This window comes from Psychrobacillus glaciei, assembly GCF_008973485.1.
Taxonomy (GTDB): Bacteria; Bacillota; Bacilli; order Bacillales_A; family Planococcaceae; genus Psychrobacillus; species Psychrobacillus glaciei.
This window is the reverse complement of record NZ_CP031223.1, coordinates 4,287,666-4,314,002: the sequence shown is the minus strand read 5'-3', so window position 1 is coordinate 4,314,002 and position 26,337 is coordinate 4,287,666. Positions and strand designations below refer to the sequence as shown.

The following is a 26,337-nucleotide window of genomic DNA, read 5'->3' as shown; positions in this document are numbered from 1 at the left end:
AACTTTTTATATAAAATGAAACGGAAAATAAAAGGAATTTTAGTTGTAGTAGGAATTCTGTTACAATGGATAGATGAATACAACAAAGGAAGGTACTTTATGCTAAAAAATCAGACAAGCTATTTAACTTTTGGAGCAATGATGATTGCACTATTTTCTATTCTCTTGGCAATGTCCGTATATGTTCCGTTTGTTGGTTTCATTACTTCTTTTATTGTACCTTTACCAATTGCTTGGTATAGTGCTAAATTCGAGCGAAAACAAGCATCATGGGTTACGATAATTGGTATAATAATTTCCTTTATAATCGGTGGTGTTTTTGGCGTATTATTTGCGTTAATCGTAGCCCCATTAGGATTTATTATAGGAGATGCAATTAGAAACAAAAAGTCAAAGGTCTATTTGCTAATGGCATCTGGAATTTTTTTATTACTAATGACAGCCCTACAATACATAATATCTATTTGGGTATTGAATATTAATGTCCTGGAGCAACTATTTGAAAGCTTTGAAATATACTACGACCAAGTAGGAAATATTATGTCTTCTATGGGACAGTTGCCAAAAGACTATGATGAACAGGTTGCTCAGGCCATATTAATTGCTAAAATGATTATGCCTTCTTATTTTATTGGAGGGGTGTTTATCACAGCCATTATTTATTTAGCGATTAATCTTTCATTGTTGAAAAGGTTGAAATTAGAAGTCCCTAAATTTTCAAAGTTTAAGGATTTTAGACTTCCTAAAGCAGTGTTATGGTATTATTTAATCGTATCCATATTCTCATTATTTGCTACTTTCGAAGTTGGATCATTTGGTTATTTAGCAAGCATTAATGCTTTACTTATCTTAAGGGCACTTCTTTTTCTTCAAGGGGTTTCCCTAATTCATTATTATTTTCATGTACTTGGCTACCCTAAATGGCTTGCGTTAATCGTAACAATTCTTGCGGTACCACTTTATACTTTTACAATAATAGTAGGTGTTTTTGACTTAGGATTTAATTTGCGAAGTTATTTAAAAGGCAGGTACAAAAAGTAAGGAGCTGATCAAGTGGCGTCTTTTTTTAGAAAACGACCAATTCGATATCCACTCGTTTTGTTTATGCTTCTCGGTGGGGTTGCATCTTATTTAATCCTGTCTAACAGCATTTTAGTTGGGTTATTATTTGCTATATTAGTTATTGGAGTTTCTATTTATGCGTGGATTTTAGAACAACGAGTTTATGAAGAAACAGAAAAACATATTGAAACGCTTTCTTATCGAATGAAAAAAGTTGGTGAGGAAGCCTTGTTAGAAATGCCAATTGGTATTTTATTGATAAACGATCAATATATAATTGAATGGGCAAATCCTTATATGACACAAAAGCTTCCTTTCGATACGATTATTGGTGAGGAGCTTCTTTCTATATCAAAGGATTTCCAACAATTTATAAAGCAAGAGGACTCAAAAGAAATAACGATTTCTATAGATAACAATAATTATAAAGTACTCTATAAGGCCGAAGAGAAGTTACTTTATTTCTTTGATATTACGGAACAAATTGAAATGGAGTCATTATATTACGGAGATCGAACGGTTATTGGTGTTTTATTTATTGATAATTATGATGAGATTGCACAAGGCATGGATGATCAAACAAGAGGTCAGTTAAATAGTATCGTTACATCTTGTGTGAATGATTGGGGCGCAAAGTATGGAAATTATGTAAAAAGAATTTCATCGGATCGCTTCTTAGCTGTATTTAATGAATCTATTCTAGTGGAGCTAGAAAAGAATAAATTCTCTATATTAGATGACATTAGAGAAACGACATCCAAATTTGGTTTTTCCTTAACGCTAAGTGTTGGGGTAGGGGCTGGATCTACTTCCTTAGTAGAGCTAGGTGAATTAGCACAGTCGAGCTTAGATTTAGTATTGGGTAGAGGCGGAGATCAAGTAGCCATAAAAAACCCAAATGGAAAAGTAAAGTTTTACGGCGGGAAAACAAACCCAGTAGAAAAAAGAACTAGAGTACGAGCAAGAGTCATATCCCATGCACTTAGAGATTTAATCCAAGATAGTGATAAGGTATTTGTCATGGGACATCGCATGCCGGATATGGATGCAATTGGATCGGCTGTCGGAGTTCGAAAAATGTCTGAGATGAATAAAGTAGAAGGTTATGTGGTCATTGACTTTAATGAATTAGATAAAAGTGTGCTTCGTTTAATGGATGAAATAAAAGAGAAGCCAGAGCTTTATGAGCGTTTTATTAGTCCTGAAGAAGCGATGAATAAAATAACGGATAAAACACTATTAGTTATTGTAGACACACATAAACCTAGTCTAGTTATTGATGAGAAATTGCTAAATAAGGCCGAGAAAATTGTTGTAATAGATCATCACAGAAGAGGTGAAGAGTTTATATCTAATACAATGCTCGTATATATGGAGCCATATGCATCATCCACTTCGGAATTAGTTACTGAATTACTAGAATATCAGCCTAAAAATGAAAAAATGACAATGCTTGAAGCAACCTCGATGCTCGCGGGAATAATTGTGGACACCAAAAGTTTTACATTGCGTACAGGGGCTAGAACTTTTGAAGCGGCCTCTTATCTTCGAACACATGGAGCAGACACAGTGCTAGTACAAAAACTTTTAAAAGAAGATATTGATACCTATGTGGAACGTTCCAAGATTATTCAAACCGTCGAATTTTTTAAAGCAGGTATTGCCATTGCTCATGGAGCAGAAAATATATCTTATAGCCAAGTCCTACTTGCTCAAACCGCCGATATTTTGCTGGCGATGAATAATATTACGGCATCTTTTGTAATAGGAAGAAGAAGTGATACTGTTATTGGGATCAGTGCAAGATCATTGGGAGACTTAAATGTCCAGCTGGTAATGGAGAAGCTTAATGGAGGCGGACATTTAACAAATGCTGCTTGCCAATTAGAAAATACAACCCTTGAAGCAGCTATTCAACTGCTTAAAACAGCAATAGAAGAGACACTAGAAGGAGGAACAACAGAATGAAAGTAGTATTCTTAAAAGATGTAAAAGGAAAAGGTAAAAAGGGTGAAATCAAAAATGTTGCTGACGGATATGCACATAATTTCTTATTAAAAAATAACCTTGCAGTTGAGGCAAACTCAGCAGCAATTAGTGCATTAGAAGGACAAAAGAAAAAATCCGAAAAAGAAGCAGCAGAAGAATTAGCTGAATCAAAAAAATTAAAAGAGGTTCTAGAACAACTTACTGTTGAACTAAAAGCAAAATCTGGAATTGACGGGCGCTTATTCGGTTCCGTTACGACAAAACAAATTGCAGCCCAATTAGAAAAAACGCATGGCATTAAACTAGATAAACGTAAAATGGAATTAGATGATGCCATTCGTGCATTAGGATTTACAAATGTTCCTGTTAAACTTCATCATGAAGTAGTGGCTACATTAAAAGTCCATGTAATAGTAGAAGCGTAAGGAGAGAGGTCAATGAGCGATCCACTATTGGACCGTGTGCCACCACATAACCAAGAAGCTGAACAGTCTGTCATTGGAGCAATATTTTTAGAACCGCAAGCATTAATTACCGCTGCTGAAATAATTATGCCAGAAGACTTTTTTCGAGTAGCGCATCAGAAAATTTTTCAAACGATGATTCGTTTAAGTGATCAAGGAAAAGCAATTGACGTAGTTACCGTAACAGAAGAACTTTCTGCCAAAAAAGAATTAGAAGATGTGGGTGGTATTTCTTACATTAGTGAGATTGCAAATGCAGTACCAACAGCTGCAAACATTGGGCATTACGCAAAAATTGTAGAAGAGAAATCAATTTTGCGGCGTTTAATTCGAGTAGCTACAACCATTGTTGAAGATGGATTTACAAGAGAAGATGAAGTAGAAGCCTTGCTAGCTGAGGCTGAACGAAAAATGATGGAAGTTGCCAGCAGAAAAAACGCTGGTGATTTTCAACATATTAAAGACGTTTTAGTGGAAACATACGATAATATCGAAAAACTTCACTCAAGAAAAGGCGATGTAACGGGTATTCCAACAGGTTTTAGAGATTTGGATCGCATTACAGCTGGCTTCCAAAGAAATGATTTAATCATTGTAGCTGCTCGTCCATCTGTAGGGAAAACCGCATTCGCACTGAATGTTGCGCAAAATGTTGCAACAAAAACAGATGAAAATGTGGCTATTTTTAGTTTAGAGATGGGTGCAGAACAGTTAGTTATGCGTATGCTATGTGCGGAGGGGAATATTGATGCGCAAGTTTTGCGTACAGGAGCCCTTACAACAGAGGATTGGCGTAAGTTAACGATGGCAATGGGGAGTTTATCAAATGCCGGTATTTTTATTGATGATACTCCTGGTATTCGTGTAAATGAAATACGATCCAAATGCCGTCGCCTACAACAAGAATATGGCTTGGGCATGATATTAATCGATTACTTGCAGCTTATTCAAGGTAGTGGCGGCAGCCAGGCAAATCGACAACAAGAGGTTTCCGAAATTTCACGTTCTTTAAAAGGACTTGCACGAGAGCTAAAAGTCCCTGTCATTGCTTTGTCTCAGCTTTCACGTGGAGTGGAGCAACGGCAAGATAAAAGACCGATGATGTCCGATTTACGTGAATCTGGTTCAATCGAGCAAGATGCGGATATTGTTTCTTTCTTATATCGAGAGGATTATTACGATAAAGAAACAGAAAATCAGAATATGATTGAAATAATAATTGCGAAACAACGTAATGGTCCCACTGGAACTGTAACACTAGCTTTCGTGAAGGAATTTAACAAATTCGTCAATATCGACTGGAGTCAACATCAAGCTCCTCCAGCGTAAGGCAAGCGTCCACTTTTTTTCGGTTAGGGAATTTGGACGAAGCGTATTGTTTCCTGAATGGGAGAATGACAAAAAAAAAAGAGTCGTATTTTCATATTTCACGACATAAACACGAACGATTAATGTTCCATACATTAATTTGTTCGTGTTTTTAAGTGCAATTAATTGACGCACAAGCTCTTGCTTGGTACAATTACACTGATTTAAATCAGGACATGTAAAATGTCTGACGGAGGTGTTAGCATTGCCATCAGTAGTTGTAGTAGGTACGCAATGGGGAGACGAAGGAAAAGGAAAGATAACAGATTTTCTATCCGAGAATTCAGAAGTAATCGCACGATATCAAGGTGGTAACAATGCCGGGCATACAATAATTTTTGGAGGAGAAACATATAAACTTCACCTTATTCCCTCAGGTATTTTTTACAAAGATAAAATTTCAGTTATTGGCAACGGTATGGTAGTAGATCCAAGAGCACTTGTAAAAGAACTAAAAGGTTTACATGATCGTGGTGTCGCAACCGAAAATCTACGTATTTCCAATCGTGCCCATGTTATTTTACCTTATCATATAAAACAAGATGAAGTAGAAGAAGCACGTAGAGGTGCAAACAAAATTGGTACAACTGGTAAAGGGATAGGTCCAGCTTATATGGATAAAGCTGCACGAGTTGGTATTCGAATTGCAGATCTTCTCGATTACGAAGTATTTAAAGAAAAATTAGAGCATAATTTAGATGAAAAAAATAGAATGTTTGAAAAGTTTTACGAAACAGAAGGATTTACGGTAGAAGAAATTTTAGAAGAATTTTATAACTATGGCCAAGAGATTGAAAAATATGTAACTGATACTTCAAAAGTATTAAACGATGCGCTGGATGAAGGTCGTCGTGTATTATTTGAAGGCGCACAAGGTGTAATGCTAGATATCGACCAAGGGACATATCCATTCGTTACTTCTTCGAATCCTGTTGCAGGAGGTGTAACGATCGGTGCAGGTGTAGGCCCAACTAAAATTAATCATGTCGTTGGAGTATGTAAAGCATATACATCACGTGTAGGTGATGGTCCTTTCCCAACGGAGCTTTTTGATGATATAGGAAATCAAATTCGTGAAGTAGGAAAGGAATACGGAACTACTACAGGACGCCCACGTCGTATTGGTTGGTTTGACACTGTAGTAATTAGACACGCTAAACGTGTAAGTGGTCTAACTGATTTAACGGTTAACTCCATTGACGTATTAACGGGACTAAAAACTGTTAAGATTTGCACTGCTTACAAATATAAAGAGGAACTAATTACGGAGTATCCAGCAAATCTTCGTATGCTAGCTGAATGTGAACCAGTATACGAGGAGTTACCAGGCTGGAGCGAAGATATAACAAGTTGCAAAACATTAGATGAATTGCCAGAAACGGCTCGACATTATTTAGAACGTGTTTCTCAGCTGACCGGTGTACCAATTTCTATATTCTCGGTAGGACCAGACCGTACACAAACGAATATTATCTCAAGCGTTTGGCGTTAGTATAGGAAGAGTAGAAGTGTCTATGTCTAACACTAACAGGCATTCTCTTTCTGCAACGCGCTTGCAGGAGCACAGGAATCTGTATACTAACTAAGTAAAAAAACATGTATTTTCTTAATCATAAAAAAACCGTTTGAAGTCATTCACTTCGTAACGGTTTTTTTGTTTTTTTGTCGGAAAGGTGAAAATAAAAAAAATTACAATCTCCTATTATGACAAATATAACATTGAATAAAAAGAGTTAATGTATAAAATATGGTTATTCTGGTGAAAAGTAAACTATAAAAGCTAAAAATTAAGCCAAATCGATAAAAACAGTAATTTTCTGGGTAATAAATGAAAAATAAGGATTCAATTATACAATTTCTTTACAATACGTCCTTTTAGGCCCTTAATTATATCAATTGTGTTAAATTATAATAGCAAGAAAAAAGAGATATCAACTATTCATGAAATTGGAAGGGGCTTTATCATGTTTTTGAAAAGAAAGAATGAGGAACAAAAGGATAGTCATCAAGATGTTCTTTCAAACGGAAGGTCAAAGATGATGAAAAAAGTAGCCGTATCAATTCTACTAATTTCTAGTTTATCCTTTAATATGGCTTTTGCAAACGAAGGTAAAAAAAGCACACTAAAAGAAATCTATCATATATACGCAAATGGACAATATATAGGATCATTATCTGATAAAAAAGAGATACAAAAAATTATAGAGCGAAAAGAACAAGCTACAAGCATCCAGTACGAAGATCTCTCCATCAAAGCAGGTTCTAATCTATCTATTGTACCTAAACAAGTTTTTACACAATCCACCAATGATGAAGTAACCCTTAAAAAGTTAGACAAAATAATTGAAGTCGAAGCAACTGCATTTGCGTTATCTATCAATGACGAGATGGCCGTCTACGTCAAAGATTTGAATGCATACCAAGAAGTGATTCGTAAACTAAAAATGCATTTTGTTACGGAAGAAGAGTTAAACGAACTGGATGCAAGAAAGGGTTCTCATGAATCATTACCCGAATTGAGAGAAAATGAAACCCGCATAGCAGATATAAATTTAAAAGAGAAAGTTTCTGGTGTTACAGTAAGTGTAAACCCAAAGAAAATTGTAACGCCAGATGATGCTGTAAGACTTCTATTAGATGGAACACTAGAACAAGAAGTATATAAAGTCTGTGCAGGAGATGTTTTGGGAATGATTGCAAACAAGCATCACCTAACACCAGACGAACTAATAAAAATTAATCCTGGGATTACTGATACTACAGTATTACAAATAGGACAAGAGTTAAATGTTACCGTCTTAAAACCTATTATAAATGTAGAAGTTCAATACGAGAAAAAAGCGGTTGAGGTGATGAAACATACTAAAACTGTATTAGAAACCGATGAGATTAGCAAAGGCGATACGAAGGTAAAACAAGAAGGATCAGATGGTAAAAAGGTAGCAACTTATTTAGTGAGTCAAAAAAACGGTGTTCAAGTAGGACAAACTATTATAGAAGAAACGATTCTTGTAGAACCGAAGGAGAACATTGTTTTAAAAGGTACTAAAGTAATTCCTTCTCGAGGATCAGGTGTTTTTGCTTGGCCAGCAGAAGGTGGATATATTTCTAGTCAAATGGGTTATCGTTGGGGCAGACAACATGAAGGAATAGATATTGCTCGTCCTAGTGGATTTACGATCAAAGCAACTGATAACGGTGTCGTTGCAGCTGCTGGTTGGGATGGAACTTATGGTAAGAGAGTAATAGTAGATCATCACAATGGTTATAAGACAACTTATGCTCATCTTTCATCTATTAGTGTAAGTATAGGAGAAGTTGTTCCCCAAGGTTCTAAACTAGGTGTTATGGGTAGTACAGGACGTGCAACAGGCACTCACTTGCATTTTGAAGTAGAAAAAAACGGAGTTACTATTAATCCTTTATCTGTATTAAAATGAAAATATTGAGGAGATAGTCACTAGCTAGACTATCTCTTTTTTTGATATTTAAATAGAATAAAGTGCTTGAATGGTCCAAAATGGGTAGCTTTCGCTATTTTTCTTCATTTCCCAGGAAATAATTAGACAATCCTCGACATGCTGACTTTGTACTCTGTTTAAAATGATGCGTATAGTTTCAAAGCATGTTAGAGTTAAAGAATGAACGTAAAAAATAATATACTTTATTCATATACATATTACGAAAAGGGGTTCAGTCAATGAGTAAAAAAATATTAGTAGTCGATGACGAAAAACCAATTGCAGATATACTTCAATTTAATTTAAAAAAAGAGGGTTTTCAAGTTTTTTGTGCCTACGATGGGGACGAAGCATTAAGAAAAGTAGAAGAAATTCAACCTGATTTAATGCTATTGGATATTATGCTTCCAAACCGAGATGGTATGGAGGTTTGTAGAGAAATACGTAAAAAATATGATTTTCCTATTATTATGCTAACTGCAAAGGACTCAGAGATTGATAAAGTACTTGGGCTAGAGTTAGGTGCGGATGATTATGTAACAAAGCCATTTAGCACACGAGAGTTAATTGCTCGAGTAAAAGCAAATATGAGAAGGCATCAAACAATTCAAGGAGATGTGGAAGTTGTAACAAATGATATTACAATTGGTCCCCTTACCATTCAACCAGACGCCTACTTAGTGTTAAAAAGGGACGAAACAATTGAATTAACACATCGCGAGTTTGAATTATTGCATTATCTAGCAAAACATATTGGACAAGTAATGACCCGGGAACATTTATTGCAAACAGTATGGGGATATGACTACTTTGGAGACGTTCGTACCGTTGATGTTACAATTCGTCGTTTACGAGAAAAGATTGAAGATAATCCAAGTCACCCTACATGGATTGTTACTAGAAGAGGCGTTGGTTACTATTTACGAAGTCCTGAACAGGAGTAGAAAGAATGCAAAAGGTTGGTTATTTTAAATCGATTCACGTAAAAATTGTATTCATCTATATATTACTTATCATTATTGCGATGCAAATTATTGGTCTTTACTTTGTAAAAGAGCTTGAGAAGACGTTAAAAGATAATTTTCAGCATGCTATTTCAGATCGTGTAAGTCTACTAGAATTTAGTGCGAGAGAAGAGATATTGAAAACACGAGCGGAAGGAGACGAAACTGAAGAGCAAAGTTTGCATTCTATTTTGTCTGGACTCGATTCGGATGACATTAAAGAGGTACGTGTAATAGATTCGAGGTATCAAATTCTCGCATCTTCAGATATTAATAATCAAGCAATTGTTGGACAAAGATCGATGGATGATATAGTAAGACGTTCCATAACGGCAGAAACAGCTTTTGATAATATTTCTCTTGATCAGGAAACTAGAGAACGAATTTGGATTTTAGCAACCCCTATTGTTTCTAAAGGAGAAGTTATTGGATCTTTATATATCGAATCCAATATAGAAAATGTGTTTGTCCAAATGAATGAAATCAATCAAATTTTAGCAGGTGGAACAGCGGTAGCGTTAGCAATAACAATTGTACTTGGTATATTAATAGCACAAACAATTACACGACCTATATCGGATATGAGAAAACAAGCACAAGCGATGGCAAAAGGTAACTTTTCCAGGAAAGTACGTGTATATGGAGACGATGAAATTGGTCAACTTGCAATTGCCTTTAACCATTTAACCAATCGATTACAGGAAGCCCAATCTACGACTGAAGCGGAAAGAAGAAAGCTTGCTTCTGTTCTTACCAATATGACAGATGGTGTAATTGCAACAGACAGGAAAGGAAGAGTTATTTTAATCAATGATCCAGCGCTTCAATTTCTCCGTATTCCTAGAGAAATGGTCTTAAATCGTCCTATTATTTCTGTATTAGGAATCGACATGGCGCAATCATTTGAAGACTTAATTCACTCCAAGGAATCCATGACACTCGATTTTAGCACACAAGAAAGACCTTTTATATTGCGTGTAAATTTCTCCGTTATTCAAAAAGAAACAGGTTTTGTGAATGGATTCATAGCAGTTCTTCATGACAATACCGAACAAGAGAAAATTGATATGGAACGGAGAGAATTTGTAGCAAATGTTTCTCATGAATTGCGGACGCCTCTTACGACCATGAGTAGTTATTTAGAAGCACTTGCGGATGGAGCTTGGAAAGACGAGGGAATTGCACCATCCTTCCTACAAGTTACCCAAACAGAAACACAACGAATGATTCGCCTAGTAAATGATCTACTTCAGTTATCAAAAATGGATAGTAGAGATTATGAATTAAATCGTGATGTTGTGAATTTCAATCAATTTTTCAATCGAATCATTGATCGTTTTGAGTTATCTAAATCACAAAATGTAACTTTTCATCGAATCCTTCCGGATGTACCATACTATGTAGAGATAGACACCGATAAACTAACGCAAGTAATTGATAATATTATTTCTAATGCATTAAAGTATTCACCAGATGGTGGAAATATACGATTTGGTATAGTTGGGAAGGACCAAGAGTTGAAAGTTATGATATCGGATGATGGTATGGGAATACCTTCTGAAAATGTAGAGCGTATTTTCGATCGTTTTTATCGAGTAGATCGTGCTAGGGCAAGATCTATGGGAGGAACTGGTCTAGGATTAGCGATTGCCCGGGAAATGATTGAAGCACATGGAGGTTCCATTTGGGCAGAAAGTGAAGAAGGTCTTGGAACAACGGTATTTTTCACACTTAACATTGAACAGGATGAGGAAGGTGAGTGGGATTGAAGTATATCGAACAAGTAAAATCTGTCATTTTACTCTTGCTCATCCTGCTAAGTTTGACGCTAACCTTTACTATATGGACCTATTCTCCAACTTACAATACGATTGATACTCCTCCAATAGTTGATATCTCCATTGCGGAGAAAAAGAGGATAGAAGATTTAGTGATGCCTTATCGTATATTATATAGTCGTGGGGAAACGTTGACTGGTTCAGAGACCCCGCTTAACATTGAGAAAGTATTTAATTCCATGAAAACTTGGGAACCACAATCATTAGAACCTGTAAACACCAAAGCTAGTTTACAGCAAATAAATGATTTTATCACTACTTCCAATCGGGTAACGTTCTTCTATCCTACAGAAGTTCCTATTAAGATATTTGGCAGCATCTTTTCATTTGCTGATCATAATCTACCAGATATCTCTTTTAATCGTTTAGTAATTGACTGGAATGGTCCTTCTGAAGATGAACTGGTATTTTATTTTATTAGTACAACCAACCAAAAGATATATAAAACACTTGTTGATAAAGTAGATAAAGAAGCATTTTCGGAGCGTATTATTAAGCAAACTAGTAATTTTCCACCGTATAATGAAATAAAAAGACCAGGTAAACTATCTTTGTATGTTACTAACAATCAAGAAAATGTAAAAGGGTATACGTATATTTTAGAGGAAATTGAAATTGCTCCAGAAAAGTTTAAAAATGCTCTATTTAGTTTTCCGAGTCTCGTTCGTAGTAATTCTAAAGGAACAAGAGAACAGCAATATACCGACGATAACGCGTTAATGACCGTTAACTTTTTGCTAAAAAGATTAAGTTATGTACACCCTGCATCGGAAAGTCAGAATTCTGGTAATCCTACCGAACTCATTCAGCATAGTTTGGATTTTGTTAACGAGCACAGTGGTTGGACGGACGAATATCGATATAATCGAATAAATCCTGCTACTCAACAAGTTAGTTATCAACTTTACTTAAAAGGTGTACCTGTTTTTAGTAATGATACGTCTACTGAAATCACTCAATATTGGGGTATGAATCGAGTATATCGATATATTAGGCCGTATTATACACTAAATAATTCTTCTCCTATTAAAACAAGAAAAATACAATTGCCATCTGGTCAAGACACGTATGATTTGATATCTACCATTCCAGATTTAAAAATGTCATCTGTGGATGACATGGTAGTGGGTTATTATTTGTCGCAAGATGATCAACAGCTATTTTTAAATCTAGAGCCATCTTGGTTTTATTTATCTAAGGGTATATGGGTTCGAGTATCTCCGGAATTACTAGGAGGTGGCAAATTTGGATTGGAATAAAACAAAAACTATATTTATTATTGTTTTTTCTATTTTAAATGTATTTTTATTTTCTCTTTACTTAAATAGATATAATGATGCGCAGGATATAGAAGTTCGTAGCGATACTCCAATAGAGGAACGATTCTTACTTGATAATATTAAAGTTCCAAAAATGGAATCTGACATTTTAGGAGCATCTTATGTTTCAGGAAATCTTCATACTTTTAGTACAGAAGAATTAGATAACTTACCAAACCAAAAAGTAGAAGTAAAAAGCAGCTATCAACTTACTAGTACATTTGATAAACCACTTCCAATTACGGAAGAAAACAAGTTGGAAAAAGTACTTCAAGAAAATATAATACGTGGAAATTCTTATGGATTATGGAGCATAGATGAGGAAAATCACTCCGTTACATTCTTTCAAAAAGTAAATAATCGACTAGTTTATAATAATAAATATGCAAAGTTAATTGTTCATTTTAATGATAAACAAGAGCTCGTTAGTTATGAACAAAGTCTCTTGGATAATCTAGAAGACTATAATGAATCGAAAAGCTTATTGTCATCTATGCAAGCGATTAAAGTTCTATATAAACGCGGGATACTAAAGCCTGATTCTACAGTAAAAGAAGCTAATTTAGGATACTCTACATTAGCCCAACTAGAGGGAACGCAAGTATTTGCACCCACCTGGCATATATTAGTTAAACTTTCAGATGAAACGTCGGAAGAATACTTTGTAAATGCAGTCGAAGGAAGAATAATTGAAATTCCAAAAGAGTCGGAACAAACAGAAGTAAAGTAAGGAGTTCTAACAATGAGATTTAGTGTATTAGCAAGTGGCAGTAGTGGAAATGCAGTTTACGTGGAAAGTGATGAGCATTCCTTTTTAGTAGATGTGGGACTAAGCGGTAAGAAAATGGAGCAACTCTTTAGTGAAATTGGTCGCGATATAAAAAAACTTTCAGGTATTTTTATTACACACGAGCATAGTGATCATATTAAAGGACTTGGTGTAGTTGCAAGGAAACACGGGGTGCCTATTTTTGCTAATGAAAAAACATGGTCAGCGATGGATTCGCTAATTGGAAATGTATCCGTAAACCAAAGATTTCAATTTGACATGGAAACGGTCAAAACATTTGGTTCAATCGATATACAGTCATTTGCAGTATCCCACGATTCGATAGATCCTATGTTTTATATTTTTCATGAAAATGGTCGCAAACTTGTCTTGATTACGGACACTGGTTACGTAAGTGACCGTATGAAAGGACATATTAAGGGAGCCGATTCCTTTGTCTTTGAGAGTAATCATGATGTAAGTATGCTTCAAATGGGACGCTATCCTTGGTCTGTAAAGCGACGAATCTTAAGTGATGTAGGACATGTATCCAATGAGGATGCCGCTGTTGCGATGAGTGAAGTTGTGGATATTAAGAAGACAAATATTTATTTATCTCATTTAAGTAAAGACAATAATATGAAAGATCTTGCTCGTATGAGTGTTACTCAAACACTTGAATCTTGCGGGATTATTACGGGAGAATATGTACATCTCCATGATACAGATGCAAATGTACCAACTGAATTAGTTGTTGTGTAAAAGAGAAAGTTCCAAGGTGAACTGACCTAGCGATATGAGACACATATAAAACACCTTTTTAGGCTGCCGCAATGCCAAATTCTTTTGGCGTAAGGTAGCCTAATTTTTCTTGGATCCGTTCTTCATTGTAATGATGAATATACTCGTCAATTCTTTGCACAACACTGACATTACTTAATGAATTAAACTTGGCTAGGCTAAACTCTTCTGTTTTTAAACTAGAATGAAAGGACTCAATTACTGCATTATCCCAACAGTTTCCACGTCTGGACATACTGCTAACTAAATGGTTTTCCTTCAAGGCATTTTGATAAGCATACGATGTATAGACACTTCCTTGATCAGAATGAACAATAACTCCTTGGGGGTTTCCGCGAGCTATTAACGCTTCACGCAACGTATCCATGACTAACGGAGTCTGTTGGTGATTATAAAGCTTATAAGTGACAATTTCATTGTTATATAAATCCATGATCGTCGAAAGATATAATGTGACGCTACCATATTGAATATACGTAATATCCGTTACCCATTTTTCGTTCGGTTTACTAGCTATAAAGTTACGATTCAATACATTTGGGGCAATTACTACTGACTCACCTTGAGATTTCCATTTTCTTTTTTGCTTTACTTTGCATTGAAGATGAAACTTTTGCATGGTTTTCTGAACGGTATTGCGGTCTAATTTAATTCCATAATCTCTTTTCAATAACGCCTTTATTTTACGATGACCATTGCGGTATTTCGTTTTCTTGCATAGTTCGATGATTGCTTCTTCTGCTAAGGTTAAAATCTTCTCAACACCTTCAGCTAACCAACGATAAAAGCTGGAACGTGGTATTTCTAAGGCTGATAAAATGACACTTACTGTATAGTTTTTCCGGAACTTTTCCACGATTTGAAGAACTATGTGTTTTTCAACTCCTTTATCATTTCCAAATACTTTTTTAGAATCTCATTCTCCATTTTTAAATGGTTCATCTGCGTATCTTTCTTCTCTTCTTCACTTTTAAAATCAGGCCCATGCCCAAACGTATATTGTTTCCCAATCGGTTGGTCAAAACGATGAATTTCATTCGCTCTATACCATCTCATCCATGTCTCAACTTGAGATTTATTCTTAATTCCGTATTTCTCCATAATTTCTTTCGTTGTTAGTTTACCACTCATTTTTTCTTTGACGACTGCCCATTTAATCTCGCTTGTATACACGTTTTTGCCCATGCAAAAACACCTCCGATTTAAGTACTTGTTTTAAGTGTACCATTACCGAAGGTGTTTTATATTGTCTCAGTATTTTAGGTTAGTCCAAGGCTATTTTAGTCTTTGGAGCTTTTTTATTTTTTCTAAAATCCTACATGTATGAATCAACATCATGATTCAAATTTAGAATATAAAACACGAACAATATTAATGTGAAATGTGAGAATATGTATCATATACTCTTCATAATAAATAAGTATGATTTCCGCGGGGTGAGCGATGAGCCATCACCTGTCGCTCCAATCAATAAATTAAGTATTGTTCTTGTTTTAATAATTAAGCGCTATTTATGAAATTAACTCGTATGTTTTATGAAACTTTTAATTGATTTTCATCTTATTTTAATGTTAATTGGGTAAATTAATAACATAAACATATATGTGAAATGAAAGGAAGATGAAAAATGGACGATTACAATCCATATGAACCACAGGAAGAACCTAAAAAGGAAAAGAAAAAAAGTTTGGCAGGATACTTCTTTAGTGCTTTGGCAGGAGTAATGGTAGGTGCATTGTTGGTTTGGTTTTTAATACCTTCTGTGTTAACCAATTTACCAACTAATAACGGAACAAAAGCAACCAAGACTTCTATGGAAATGCAACAGCTTTCTGTTGATGTGAACACGGGTGTGACGGAAGCTGTAGAAAAGGCTTCGGGTGCTGTAGTTGGTGTATCAAATATTCAATCCGTTACCGACTTTTGGAGTCATTCAAAGTCTACGCAAGAAGCGGGAACAGGGTCAGGAGTAATTTATAAAAAAGAAGGTGGAAAGGCGTACGTCATTACGAATAACCATGTTGTTGAAGGTGCGAAATCATTAGAAGTAACATTAGTAGATGGAACAAAGGTAGAAGCAAAACTTGTAGGTACCGATATTTGGACGGATTTAGCAGTGCTTGAAATTGATGCTAAAGGAGTAGATTCCGTCATTACATTTGGTGACTCAGATGCATTAAAACAAGGAGAAACTGTAATTGCCATTGGTAACCCACTAGGACTCGATTTTTATGGATCTGTTACCACTGGGGTTGTATCTGGTAAAGATCGTGCAATACCAGTTGATATAAATGGAGATGGTGTGGTAGATTGGCAAGCAGAAGTTTTACAAACAGACGCAGCCATTAACCCTGGTAATAGTGGTGGGGCGTTAATAAATTTAGCTGGTCAACTTGTTGGGATTAATTCCATGAAAATATCCGAAGCAGCTGTTGAAGGGATAGGTCTCGCAATTCCTGTTAACTCCGCAATCCCAATTATTGAGGACTTGGAGCATAATGGTAAAGTTAATCGTCCCTCAATGGGAATTACATTAGTTGATGTTACAAATGTACCTGCAATTCATCAAAAAGATACTTTGAAGTTACCAGCGGAAGTGACTACAGGAGTAGTGGTAAATGAAGTCGTTCCAAATTCACCTGCCGCAAAAGCTGGAATGAAGACTTATGATGTTATTGTAGAGATGGACGGAGAAAAAATAGAAAATACAATTGAATTAAGAAAGCATTTATATAACGAAAAAGAAATTGGTGATGAATTAAAAGTAAAAGTGTATAGAGAAGGAAAAATTGTGGATCTGATGCTTAAATTAGTAGCTACAGACAGTTTATAAAGATGTGGATAACTTTATAGTGTAAATAAAAGATTTACACAGCGAGTAGGAAAAGAAAAGCTGTTCTTTCCTACTCGCTTTTCGTTTGGTAAAATAGGTTGTGGATAACAAAGAGTGATTTGTGCATAACTTAGTGAATTATTCGTAAATAAAAGGAAGTGAAAAATTGAGAATATTCAGTTGTGAAATTCATATAAATCAAGCTTTAGACATGTTTGTAGCAGAACAAAAAACCTTTCCAATGTTAGAAAAATTATTGGACGAAGAAAAGTTATCCACAAATTGCACATACTGTGATGATCAAGCAGTATATATTGTAGGGAGTGAAAAATAGAACACAATATGTAGATAAGTGTTGTGGGTATGTGGATAACTCTTGTGGATAACTTGTTTGTAAATGAATTGTGAAGGTGGATAACCTGTGAATATACAAATTATCTCGGTTGGAAAATTAAAAGAAAAGTACTTAAAACTGGGGATAGAAGAATATGCAAAACGATTAAGTAGTTATGCAAAAATGGATTTGGTAGAAGTGGCAGATGAGAAGGCACCAGAAAATCTAAGTGATGCTGATATGGAAATCGTTAAGAAAAAAGAAGGAGAACGTATTTTAGCAAAAATCAGTGCAGATACATATGTTATTGCACTTGCAATTGATGGTAAAATGAAATCTTCTGAGCAACTAGCAAGTGATCTCGAATCCTTAATGACGTATGGAAAAAGTAAAATTGCATTTGTCATTGGTGGCTCACTAGGTTTACACGAAGAAGTACTGAAACGATCAGATGAAAAACTCTCATTTGGGAAGATGACGTTGCCACATCAATTAATGAAGTTAGTATTAATCGAGCAGATTTATCGAGCATTTCGCATTATTAGAAATGAACCGTACCATAAGTAGGTGCGGTTTTTTTCTTGTATTAAAATCTATGTTTAAAATTAATTTGTTGCTAAAAAATTGCAGTCTGACTAGTATCTATATAAAAATTTTCGAGTTTGTTCTGGACGACGTATATATCAAATTCCATAGTGGCTCCATCCTGTATTTGTGGAGTAAGAAAACGGCGTCTGAATCTACCGCTGTGATCTGCATCAGGCTGGATGGTTTTTTCTTAAAAGGTAAGAAAGTATAAGTTTTACTTTATACCGAACTTATATTTCCCGGAACGAAATAAAGGATGGCGCGTTTCGCCTTATGTTCAAAAAGGAACCTCATCGTGATGTTTGTGTTCAACGCCTTGCAAATAATTGCAGGATACATTTTCCTTTAATGATGATATTATTTAGATAATAAAAGTACTTATTGCGCTCTCGTAGATTGGGGTTGGGTTCATAATGAGGGGTATTCACCGAATCGGTTCGCGTACGATCTTGCTTCATATAGTTGTTGCCGTTGTTGTTGGTTTGGTTATAAGCTATGCCGTCATCTCTTCACCGGCACCCCCTGAGTTCCAAAGTGAAGAAGGCATTCTGGATTTAACGCAGGTTCATGTCAGTGAGAATCCGATAAAGTTAAAAGGGGAGTGGGCGTTCTACTGGCAAGAGCTACTGTCGCCTGCGGACATACAGATTCGTTCGGCAAGGGACGGAAATAATGACCGCTGGATCAACATCCCGGGCTCCTGGCTAGGCTATCGGTTAGATGGTCAGCAGTTGAACGGTACAGGCTTTGCAACCTTTCGGGTGGTTATCCAACTTAGCGAGCAGGATAGGAATGAGCGCCTTGCTTTGCGACTTCCTACCATCTTTAATGCGTATAAATTATGGGTTAATGGCGAATTGCTGGAAGAAGTTGGTGTAGTTGGTCAGGACAGGAGTGAAGTGACCCCGCAGCTGGCAACGAATCTGGTGTTCTTCCAGCCCAAGAATGATAGGGTGGAGCTGGTAATGCAAGTAGCCAACTTTCATCATAAGCGTGGCGGCATCACCAAGTATATTGAGTTGGGCGGCAGTGATGTGTTAACGGTCAGGAAAAATCTGAAAATCGCCGCTGAAATGTTCATCACCGCAAGCCTTCTGGTAATTGGTGTATATCACTTGCTGTTGTATGTACTACGACGCAAAGACATGGCGCCGTTGTATTTCGGTCTGTTCACCACGTTGTCCGGTATCCGATCCTTGCTGGTCGGCGAGCTCTTACTCACACAATTGTGGCCATCTTTTCCATGGGGATTGCAGTTCAAGATCGAATACCTGATTCTTTGCATCATTGGTTATATCATAACGATGTACTTTGATAGCATTTTTCCGAATTATGTGTCGCGTTGGTTTCATCTTGTCACGCGGATCGTTACCGGCGCATTCTGTATCGTTGTTGTGGTGACCCCTGCCATTATTTATACAAAAATGTTACCGATGATCGGTGTGATGGTAGTTTTCCATATGGTTTATCTGATGGTTGGGCTAGTCAAAGCGGCTATACGGCGTATGGAGGGAGCGCTAATCTTCCTGCTCGTGTCGGTGGTTGGTTTAGTTACTGTCGTCAACGATTTTTTATATTACAATGAATGGTCACGAATTGGAAATACATCTCCGCTTGGTCTGTTGGTGTTTACGATCGCACAGATGATTCTACTTTCTTCGAGATTTACGAGGGCGGCATCGAACGAAGAGAGAATTGCACTTGAGCTGCAGGTTGCTAACGACAAGCTGACTGATATGAATATGAGTTTGGAGAGGACCGTGCAGGAACGCACACAGGCTTTATCCGCAGCTCATGATGATCTCCGGACTTCGTATGACCGATTGCTTCACTCCGAGCACGGGAGAAAAAAGCTTCTTGCCTATATTACGCATGATCTGCGTATGCCGTTGTCCAGCATGCTTGGTTACGTCGAGGCTGTGCAGGACAGGGTCAAGCCGGAACGTAATGAACAGTACCTGAAGTATATCCGGGATAACACGATAAGGATTAACCGCATGATCGAGGAGTTGTCTTTCTTGTCACATTTGGAGACGGGACAAGTCTCGTTCGTAATGGAGCCGGTTCATGTCATACACTTCTTGTGTGGTTTTTTTGAACAATATGAGCTGGTTGTGCGTGACGCAGGATTGGATTTCATGCTGGATATCGGAGATGCAGAAGATCAACGACCTAACTTGCCTGTTGTCGAGATGGATGCGCAAAGATTAAATCAGGCTTTGTTTAATCTGGTGTCGAACGCGATGAAGTTCACCTCTATGGGTGGGCTGGTTCGTATTGCGCTAACTGTGGACGAGGTGAATCATACCCGCTATGCGATAATTAGTGTACAAGATTCCGGCACAGGTATTCCTCAAGATCAGCTCGAGCAAATCTTTGATCGCAATTACAGGTATGGTCGACCGGGCGTGGAGAATGAAGTAGAGGGCAGCGGGCTCGGGCTGGCGATTTGCAGGGAAATCGTACAAGCGCATGGAGGGACGGTTCGTGCGGAGAGCGACGGTAAGACGGGGTCGATATTCCATGTATCGCTTCCTTGTATTGTAGAAGGAAGGTGAAGGTGTAATGGACACGCACAAAATTATGATTGTCGATGATGATCCCCATATATGCGAAATTGTTCAGGTGTATTGCGAGAGGGAGGGTTTCATATCCTCCTACAGTCATAGCGGAACAGAAGCCATGGAGCTGCTTGCGTCTTTCGAGCCGGATTTGATTGTACTGGATGTACTGCTGGCTAATGAAAACGGCATAGATTGGTGCATGAACGCACGTAGCTACACGAATGCGCCGATTGTGTTTCTGAGCAGCTGTGAGGAAGACGAGGTGAAAATCAGCGCATTATCCTATGGCGGCGACGATTATGTGACCAAGCCGTTCAGTCCTGGAGTACTCATGGCCAAGATCAAGGCTCACCTTCGTAGGGTGTCAACGGGCAGAAGGGAACAACTGCTGGAATTACCGGGTTTGACACTGGATTTCTATACACAATCCGTCACCATGGGTAGTGAACCCATCTTTTTATCGAAAAAAGAGTTCAGTCTGCTGTCCTATATGGCACAAAACGTTAATCGTGTCGTCACTGCCGATACGTTGTTTCAGCTCATCTGGGGGATGGAGAGTCTGGAGGATACGAGAACGGTCGCTGTACACATTAGTAATTTACGTAAAAAAATCGAGGCTGACCCTGTCAATCCTGAAAGAATCGTTACGATTCGGGGGGCCGGATATATGCTGGTTGCCAGAAGTTCGTTTAAAGCGCGAACATAGCGTTCCACCGCTTGTAATTTAACTTCTACTGTATATTTAGACATAAAAACACCCCGCAAATGTTAGTTGGTGTCTAACATTTGCGGGGCAGTTAAAATATTCTTATATTAACGAAGAAGTTGTAGAACTCCTTGTGGTTGTTGGTTCGCTTGAGCCAACATCGCTTGTGCTGCTTGTGCTAGAATTGAGTTCTTCGTTTGAGTCATCATTTCTTTTGCCATATCAACATCACGGATACGAGATTCCGCAGCTGTTAGGTTTTCAGATGATGTACTTAGGTTATTGATTGTGTGTTCTAAACGATTTTGGGATGCACCTAATTTAGAACGCTCTGCGGATACTTTTTCAATCGCATTGTTAATAACTTTGATTGCAGCGGTAGCATTTTCATGTGTAGATATATCCAATGCTGCTTCCCCAGCTGTTCCATCTGTTACATTACTTGTAGATGTGAATTTAGCTGTATAATCAGTACCATTTTCATTTACCGTAATAGTGCCATTAACACCACCAACAATATCTAATGCAGATGAGCGCATATCATTGATACCTAAACTCATTTTTTGACTTGTGTTGGCTCCAATTTGCAAATTAGCAGTAAAGCCTGTTGACGCACTAGTACTAAAATCTGCAGTAAGTGGTTTTTCACCGCTTTCAGCAGTCTTTTGTTCTAATGTTAATTTATCACCAGTTACCGATACATTATATTTTGCTTTTAAGGCTTGTAATTCTGCAGAACTATTAGAATCTGCATTTGTAATTTGATTTTTCAATTCTTCAGCAACTTGTTTTGCTGTACCATTTTGACCAGCTAATGTAATTTCAGCATTACCAATTTTCACTTTTGATCCTACATCAAGTGCTTGTGCAGTAATTTCATATGATTGTGGACTTGGAGCACCAGCAGCGCGATTATCTGTGTTTTTACCGATTCCAATATCAGCAGTTTTAAGGTTCGTTCCACTTGCATTTTTTTCTGTAAAGATAAGCTTAGCTGTATCTACTTTATCTACTGTAACAGTGTATTTTGCTTGTAAGTCTTGCAAATGTTGCGAGCTAGTAGTATCTGCACCAGTGATAGCAGCTGCGATATTTGTAGCAGTATCACTTGCTGTTGTGCCTACTTCAAAATCACCTGTTAGTCCAGCCGATGCATTTTTACCACCTGCCAACAATAAGTTGGCTCCAACTTTTAAGACATCACCATCAGCAAGGTTAGCTGTAATTCTAAATTCATTTACACCTTTAATATCGCCGACATTAGTACCACTAAGTGATGGACCAGTAGTTGCTCCACTAGCTGTATTTTCTGTCAATACAATTCGATTATTACTAATGAATGGTGAATTTGCTTTAGTTGCAGTATAAGTTCCCTCTGCATCAATTAGAACTTTTAAAGCGTCGATTGAATCGGATATAGTCGCGCCAGCTACAAATTCATTAGTTCCTGCTGTGCCACCTGCTGCGATTGCTGTGTACTTTGTTCCACCAATTTCTATAGAGTCACCGGCAGAGAAGTTTTCAGTGATATCGAAGTTATATACACCTGCAACTGCAGATTGGTTGGTTACATCAATACCAACTACATTTGCCATTGTGTCTCCACTAGCTGTTTTTTCCTGTAGTATAATCGTATCTAAATCTGTTTCTAAACCAGTTCCTGTAATACCGGTAACCGTAGCACCAGCGCTATCTGTACCAGTACTTTGATTTACTGCATCAAATTTACCACTAGCATTGATAGCTTTTAATAAGTTGGCAGCTGTTTCATCTTTATCTGCACCAACTGCAAATCCAGTACCATCAGTATCTCCATCTGAAGCTCTTACTTCAAAATCTTGTCCAGCAATCGTTATCTTTTGCCCTACTTCAAAATTATTGGCAATCTCAAATTTATATTGACCTACTTGCGTCAAAGCCTTAGTAACTAATACATTTGTAGTGAAGTCAGCTGCAAGCGCCGAATCATCACCAGCCACTTTTTGTGTAATAGTGATACTATTTGAATCAGCATTCCACGCTGGGCTACCCACAGTGGCAACATAATCAGCTTTGATTATAGTATTATCATTAATTGCGCCCATTAAGTTTGTTACAGTTTCATCAATATCTGCACCAATTAAAAACTCATCTGTTCCAGCGGGGGTGATTCCGTCGTCAGTTTTTGCCGTAAACGTCTGTCCACCTATTGTAATTGTATCTCCATCAGTAAACTGACTTTTCACTTCAAAAGTGTATTCTGACTTAGCAGCAGCGCTACCCACAGTTGTTTGGGCTTTACCAGAAATCGTCCCTGTACTAATTACATTAGTAAAGTAGTCAGCTGCAACCGCAGAATCGTCTACATTATTGTTGGCTGTAATAGTGACAGTACCTGTTGTGGAAGCGGCAGTATAATTAGCGTTGATATTAGTATTATTATTAATTGCAAGTACTAAGCTTGCTACACCAGTATCAACATCCGTACCAATTTCAAACTCATTTGCATTCAAATTTGCGTCACCAACAGCTTTTGCTGTAAACGTCTGTCCACCTATTGAAATTGTATTTCCAACAGCAAACTGAGCATCCACTTTAAAAGTGTATTCTGACTTAGCAGCAGCGCTACCAATAGTTGTCTGATTGGCAGCATTAATAGCCCCTGTACCGCCTGCATTACTTGCTGTGATTTCAGTTAGATCTGATCCGATTTTCCCAGCAGTTGCAGCTAATTTACTTGCCGTTGTTTCAGCTACCGCTCCAAATTTCAATGTTCCTGCTTTTACGCTGTCTTTAGATGCGTGTAGAAGACTGATATCGCCTGTTGCAGCTCCACCAGTAATATCCAAAGTATCAATTCCAGTTTTACCAGATACTTCATATGCATTTGTAGTAACTGCTAGTTTACCAGTACTTGTTGTTTTTGCTCCACCATCAAGTAGTTTTTGCGTATTAAACTCTGTTGTATTACCAATACGGTTAATTTCAGATGTTAATTGGTTCATTTCTTTTTGAATTTCGCCACGATCTGTTGATGTGTTTGTATCGTTTGATGCTTGTGTAGCTAGTTCGCGCATACGTTGAAGAATGTCGTGCGTTTCATTTAATGCACCTTCAGCAGTTGCGATCAACGAAATCCCATCTTGTGCGTTTTTAGAAGCCTGGTCTAACCCACGAATCTGTCCGCGCATTTTCTCAGAGATTGCAAGACCAGCTGCATCGTCCCCAGCTTTGTTAATACGAAGACCTGAAGCCAATTTCTCCATTGATTTAGATTGGGCACTTGTTGCACTGTTCAACTGACGGTGCGTGTTAAGTGCTGCGATGTTGTGATTAATTCTCATTTCTCATTACCTCCATGTGGTGTGTTTTAGGATGCCTATCCGTTTGCATCCTTTGTAGCGCATACCCTGTACTAACAAATCATTGATGGATTGCGCGCTAATCCAAAACAAGGATTTGTAAGTCAAATTGTTATCTTCCTTGACTTCACCACTCGTCCTTAAATGGTGGGGGCCAAGACCTAGGCCTTTTTTGTCATTCCTAAGGCTATATTGTTTTCTTCCCATAACTCTCCACGAACAATAGAAATATGCTTCGGTGCTTCAATCGCCAAGCGTAAATGGCCTTCATCGCTTCTAATGACCTTTACCATAATGTTGTTGTCAATCATTACATATTCCCCAGGTCTTCTCCCTAACACGAGCATTGGCTCATCCCCTTATCCGGTTTATTAAATGTACATAAAAAAATGAGCAAACAGGTCGCTGCCCTTCTTCCTCCTGAAGAAATGACGGCGACTTATTTGCTCATCCTAAGTCTCATAATTATTTTATAAATTATTAAATTGTTAAAAAATTAAAATTAAACAGTAAAAAAGACGAATAAATAGACATCAGTTTCAAGTATTCCTCCTTGAAACTACATGCGTATTTACTCGTCCATGAGTAATCAGATATGTGATTACTTTATGTATCGACAGTTTACTTGAAACGTTTAGCCTTTTGGAGAAATCTTTTTTTGAAGTTGAGGGAGTTTCATAATTCGAGAGCCTTACTAGGTTTGAGTTTTTTACGCATGAAAAAAGGAGTACTTCTCCAAATCTCGAAGTGTTAAGTACACCTAATACACACCTGAGAAAAGATAGGAAGGACTCCAGATATAGTAGTATTCAACAGGAAAGCCTGTTTTCCTTGGAAAATTTATTAGAAATGCCGCTTAGGGAGGCCCACGGTTACCTGTTCGAAATATTAGGGAGTACTCCATTCTTACGAATTGTATCGAGGAAGGCATTTCTAGGCGCACCGATACAACTCAATTACGCAGTTATGCTACAATCGCTATTCATTCGAATTGTGGAGCGCATTTCAACGATTAAGGGTCTCTGAAATCGATTGAAGAGAAGTGGAGATTCCAGCTTGGATTGTGGCTTTACTGGTTCTAATCGAATTCCAAGTGGAGCATCTTATACTCGGCTCATTCAAAAAATACAGGAATCCAAGGTGTTCCGAAACGAAAGCTTGCATTAAAAACCGAGATACATGTGCTTATTCTTGATTAAGCAATTCTCCGCGAACGATAGAGATATCTATTGGTGCTTCAATAGCCAAGCGTAAGTGCCCCTCTTCACTTTTAACTACTTTTACAATAATTTTTTCGTTGATCACAATATATTGTCCGGGTTTTCTTCCAAGTACCAGCATCAGACTCACTCCTTTGCCGTGAAGGATTTTTATATGATTTAAACATCTTTCACGAGAATTACCATAATTCACTCAATTTTTATTGTCACTTCTGACTTGTCATTCAACGCGAACTATCGGTTCACAAGAGCCATGAATTCTGCCTTTGTGATCATGCCGTCCGGCTTAAATGAGCCATTCTCATAATCTTTAATAAGCCCTTTGCCGATCCAATCCTCCAGCTGTTTCTACGCCAAATGCCCAGTGGACGTCTGACTTCGTACCCTCGCTTGCAGCGTAGGCGGCTGGGAGGGACATGCTCAGTAGTAACGTTAAACACAAACTTACCATCGCATTTTATAGGGTTTTCGCACTGGAGTAAGATAATTTATATAGATTATACTCCTTGTATTTTATCATGGTAGATAAGCTTATTAATCAAACTTAAAGAAAACTTTAAGTTTGTGCTCGAGATAAAGCATTTATATGTAACTTCAATTTTTAATCGGTAATTCATCCAATACTTCCTTTTGGATCAAATAGGAGTATAATAAAATGTATTGAAGAAACATGTTT

At 37.3% G+C, this 26,337-nt stretch carries 21 protein-coding genes; 16 read left to right on the top strand and 5 right to left on the bottom strand.

Annotated elements, in window-relative coordinates; translation table 11 throughout:
* The first annotated feature begins 99 nt into the window (after positions 1-99).
* From PB01_RS20520 to PB01_RS20470, 11 genes are all read left to right on the top strand, one after another.
* Positions 100-1,041, top strand: coding sequence for a YybS family protein (locus PB01_RS20520; RefSeq protein ID WP_225986117.1), 942 nt, complete (start codon positions 100-102; stop codon positions 1,039-1,041).
* Between the two features lie 12 nt (positions 1,042-1,053).
* Entirely contained in the window at positions 1,054-3,030 is a 1,977-nt protein-coding gene (locus PB01_RS20515; RefSeq protein ID WP_151701884.1) for a DHH family phosphoesterase, read from the top strand.
* Entirely contained in the window at positions 3,027-3,476 is a 450-nt protein-coding gene (gene rplI, locus PB01_RS20510; protein ID WP_151701883.1) for a 50S ribosomal protein L9, read from the top strand. Before PB01_RS20515 ends, rplI begins: the two co-directional genes overlap by 4 nt.
* 12 nt (positions 3,477-3,488) lie before the next feature.
* Complete coding sequence (gene dnaB / locus PB01_RS20505) at positions 3,489-4,844, top strand: replicative DNA helicase (RefSeq protein ID WP_151701882.1); 1,356 nt, start codon at positions 3,489-3,491, stop codon at positions 4,842-4,844.
* A 244-nt stretch (positions 4,845-5,088) separates the two neighbouring features.
* A complete protein-coding gene (locus tag PB01_RS20500; RefSeq protein ID WP_151701881.1) occupies positions 5,089-6,375 on the top strand; it encodes an adenylosuccinate synthase in 1,287 nt (428 codons plus the stop codon).
* Between the two features lie 472 nt (positions 6,376-6,847).
* Positions 6,848-8,323, top strand: a complete 1,476-nt coding sequence (locus PB01_RS20495; RefSeq protein WP_225986116.1) for a peptidoglycan DD-metalloendopeptidase family protein — start codon at positions 6,848-6,850, stop codon at positions 8,321-8,323.
* Positions 8,324-8,583: 260 nt separating this feature from the next.
* The gene (gene yycF / locus PB01_RS20490) at positions 8,584-9,288 is read left to right on the top strand and encodes a response regulator YycF (RefSeq protein WP_151701880.1); all 705 of its coding nucleotides are present in this window, start codon (positions 8,584-8,586) and stop codon (positions 9,286-9,288) included.
* 5 nt (positions 9,289-9,293) lie between these two features.
* Complete coding sequence (walK, locus tag PB01_RS20485; protein WP_151701879.1) at positions 9,294-11,117, top strand: cell wall metabolism sensor histidine kinase WalK; 1,824 nt, start codon at positions 9,294-9,296, stop codon at positions 11,115-11,117.
* Positions 11,108-12,445, top strand: a complete 1,338-nt coding sequence (locus tag PB01_RS20480; RefSeq protein WP_151701878.1) for a YycH family regulatory protein — start codon at positions 11,108-11,110, stop codon at positions 12,443-12,445. Before walK ends, PB01_RS20480 begins: the two co-directional genes overlap by 10 nt.
* The gene (locus tag PB01_RS20475; protein WP_192797410.1) at positions 12,432-13,235 is read left to right on the top strand and encodes a two-component system regulatory protein YycI; all 804 of its coding nucleotides are present in this window, start codon (positions 12,432-12,434) and stop codon (positions 13,233-13,235) included. Before PB01_RS20480 ends, PB01_RS20475 begins: the two co-directional genes overlap by 14 nt.
* A 12-nt stretch (positions 13,236-13,247) precedes the next feature.
* On the top strand, positions 13,248-14,036 hold the full coding sequence (locus PB01_RS20470) for an MBL fold metallo-hydrolase (protein WP_151701876.1): 789 nt from the start codon (positions 13,248-13,250) through the stop codon (positions 14,034-14,036).
* A gap of 58 nt (positions 14,037-14,094) precedes the next feature.
* Here PB01_RS20470 and PB01_RS20465 read toward each other — a convergent pair.
* A protein-coding gene (locus PB01_RS20465; protein ID WP_151698809.1) for an IS3 family transposase occupies positions 14,095-15,260 on the bottom strand; the annotation gives its coding sequence in 2 pieces (ribosomal slippage) (positions 14,095-14,984 and positions 14,984-15,260; 1,167 coding nt in all).
* Positions 15,261-15,702: 442 nt separating this feature from the next.
* Between PB01_RS20465 and PB01_RS20460 the strand changes: the two genes are divergently transcribed.
* From PB01_RS20460 to PB01_RS20440, 5 genes are all read left to right on the top strand, one after another.
* Complete coding sequence (locus PB01_RS20460) at positions 15,703-16,908, top strand: S1C family serine protease (protein WP_151701875.1); 1,206 nt, start codon at positions 15,703-15,705, stop codon at positions 16,906-16,908.
* A 166-nt stretch (positions 16,909-17,074) separates the two neighbouring features.
* Positions 17,075-17,242 carry a CxxH/CxxC protein gene (locus PB01_RS20455; protein ID WP_151701874.1) on the top strand — a complete coding sequence of 56 codons (168 nt, stop codon included), beginning with the start codon at positions 17,075-17,077 and terminating at the stop codon, positions 17,240-17,242.
* An 87-nt stretch (positions 17,243-17,329) separates the two neighbouring features.
* Positions 17,330-17,809, top strand: coding sequence for a 23S rRNA (pseudouridine(1915)-N(3))-methyltransferase RlmH (gene rlmH, locus PB01_RS20450; protein WP_151701873.1), 480 nt, complete (start codon positions 17,330-17,332; stop codon positions 17,807-17,809).
* 434 nt (positions 17,810-18,243) lie between these two features.
* Positions 18,244-20,388, top strand: a complete 2,145-nt coding sequence (locus PB01_RS20445) for a sensor histidine kinase (RefSeq protein WP_151701872.1) — start codon at positions 18,244-18,246, stop codon at positions 20,386-20,388.
* 7 nt (positions 20,389-20,395) lie between these two features.
* Entirely contained in the window at positions 20,396-21,100 is a 705-nt protein-coding gene (locus PB01_RS20440) for a response regulator transcription factor (protein WP_151701871.1), read from the top strand.
* A 107-nt stretch (positions 21,101-21,207) separates the two neighbouring features.
* On the opposite strand, the gene PB01_RS22010 is transcribed toward PB01_RS20440, so the two are convergent.
* The 4 genes from PB01_RS22010 to PB01_RS22005 all read right to left on the bottom strand — a co-directional run bounded on the left by PB01_RS22010 (position 21,208) and on the right by PB01_RS22005 (position 25,991).
* Complete coding sequence (locus tag PB01_RS22010) at positions 21,208-24,423, bottom strand: flagellin N-terminal helical domain-containing protein (RefSeq protein ID WP_404815096.1); 3,216 nt, start codon at positions 24,421-24,423, stop codon at positions 21,208-21,210.
* 179 nt (positions 24,424-24,602) lie between these two features.
* On the bottom strand, positions 24,603-24,788 hold the full coding sequence (locus PB01_RS20425; RefSeq protein ID WP_151701870.1) for a carbon storage regulator: 186 nt from the start codon (positions 24,786-24,788) through the stop codon (positions 24,603-24,605).
* Between the two features lie 838 nt (positions 24,789-25,626).
* Positions 25,627-25,782 carry a carbon storage regulator gene (locus PB01_RS20420; RefSeq protein WP_151701869.1) on the bottom strand — a complete coding sequence of 52 codons (156 nt, stop codon included), beginning with the start codon at positions 25,780-25,782 and terminating at the stop codon, positions 25,627-25,629.
* A gap of 113 nt (positions 25,783-25,895) precedes the next feature.
* The gene (locus PB01_RS22005; RefSeq protein WP_225986292.1) at positions 25,896-25,991 is read right to left on the bottom strand and encodes an S-layer homology domain-containing protein; all 96 of its coding nucleotides are present in this window, start codon (positions 25,989-25,991) and stop codon (positions 25,896-25,898) included.
* Positions 25,992-26,337: the final 346 nt, after the last annotated feature.

What these genes read in the sequence shown, in the direction of transcription:
- yycF (WP_151701880.1), top strand. Translation starts at nt 8,584, where the DNA reads ATGAGTAAAAAAATATTAGTAGTCGATGACGAAAAACCAATTGCAGAT.
- PB01_RS20425 (WP_151701870.1), bottom strand. Translation starts at nt 24,788, where the DNA reads ATGCTCGTGTTAGGGAGAAGACCTGGGGAATATGTAATGATTGACAAC.
- PB01_RS20460 (WP_151701875.1), top strand. Translation starts at nt 15,703, where the DNA reads ATGGACGATTACAATCCATATGAACCACAGGAAGAACCTAAAAAGGAA.
- rplI (WP_151701883.1), top strand. Translation starts at nt 3,027, where the DNA reads ATGAAAGTAGTATTCTTAAAAGATGTAAAAGGAAAAGGTAAAAAGGGT.
- PB01_RS20520 (WP_225986117.1), top strand. Translation starts at nt 100, where the DNA reads ATGCTAAAAAATCAGACAAGCTATTTAACTTTTGGAGCAATGATGATT.
- PB01_RS20470 (WP_151701876.1), top strand. Translation starts at nt 13,248, where the DNA reads ATGAGATTTAGTGTATTAGCAAGTGGCAGTAGTGGAAATGCAGTTTAC.
- PB01_RS20445 (WP_151701872.1), top strand. Translation starts at nt 18,244, where the DNA reads ATGAGGGGTATTCACCGAATCGGTTCGCGTACGATCTTGCTTCATATA.
- PB01_RS22010 (WP_404815096.1), bottom strand. Translation starts at nt 24,423, where the DNA reads ATGAGAATTAATCACAACATCGCAGCACTTAACACGCACCGTCAGTTG.
- PB01_RS20420 (WP_151701869.1), bottom strand. Translation starts at nt 25,782, where the DNA reads ATGCTGGTACTTGGAAGAAAACCCGGACAATATATTGTGATCAACGAA.
- dnaB (WP_151701882.1), top strand. Translation starts at nt 3,489, where the DNA reads ATGAGCGATCCACTATTGGACCGTGTGCCACCACATAACCAAGAAGCT.
- PB01_RS20495 (WP_225986116.1), top strand. Translation starts at nt 6,848, where the DNA reads ATGTTTTTGAAAAGAAAGAATGAGGAACAAAAGGATAGTCATCAAGAT.
- PB01_RS20440 (WP_151701871.1), top strand. Translation starts at nt 20,396, where the DNA reads ATGGACACGCACAAAATTATGATTGTCGATGATGATCCCCATATATGC.
- walK (WP_151701879.1), top strand. Translation starts at nt 9,294, where the DNA reads ATGCAAAAGGTTGGTTATTTTAAATCGATTCACGTAAAAATTGTATTC.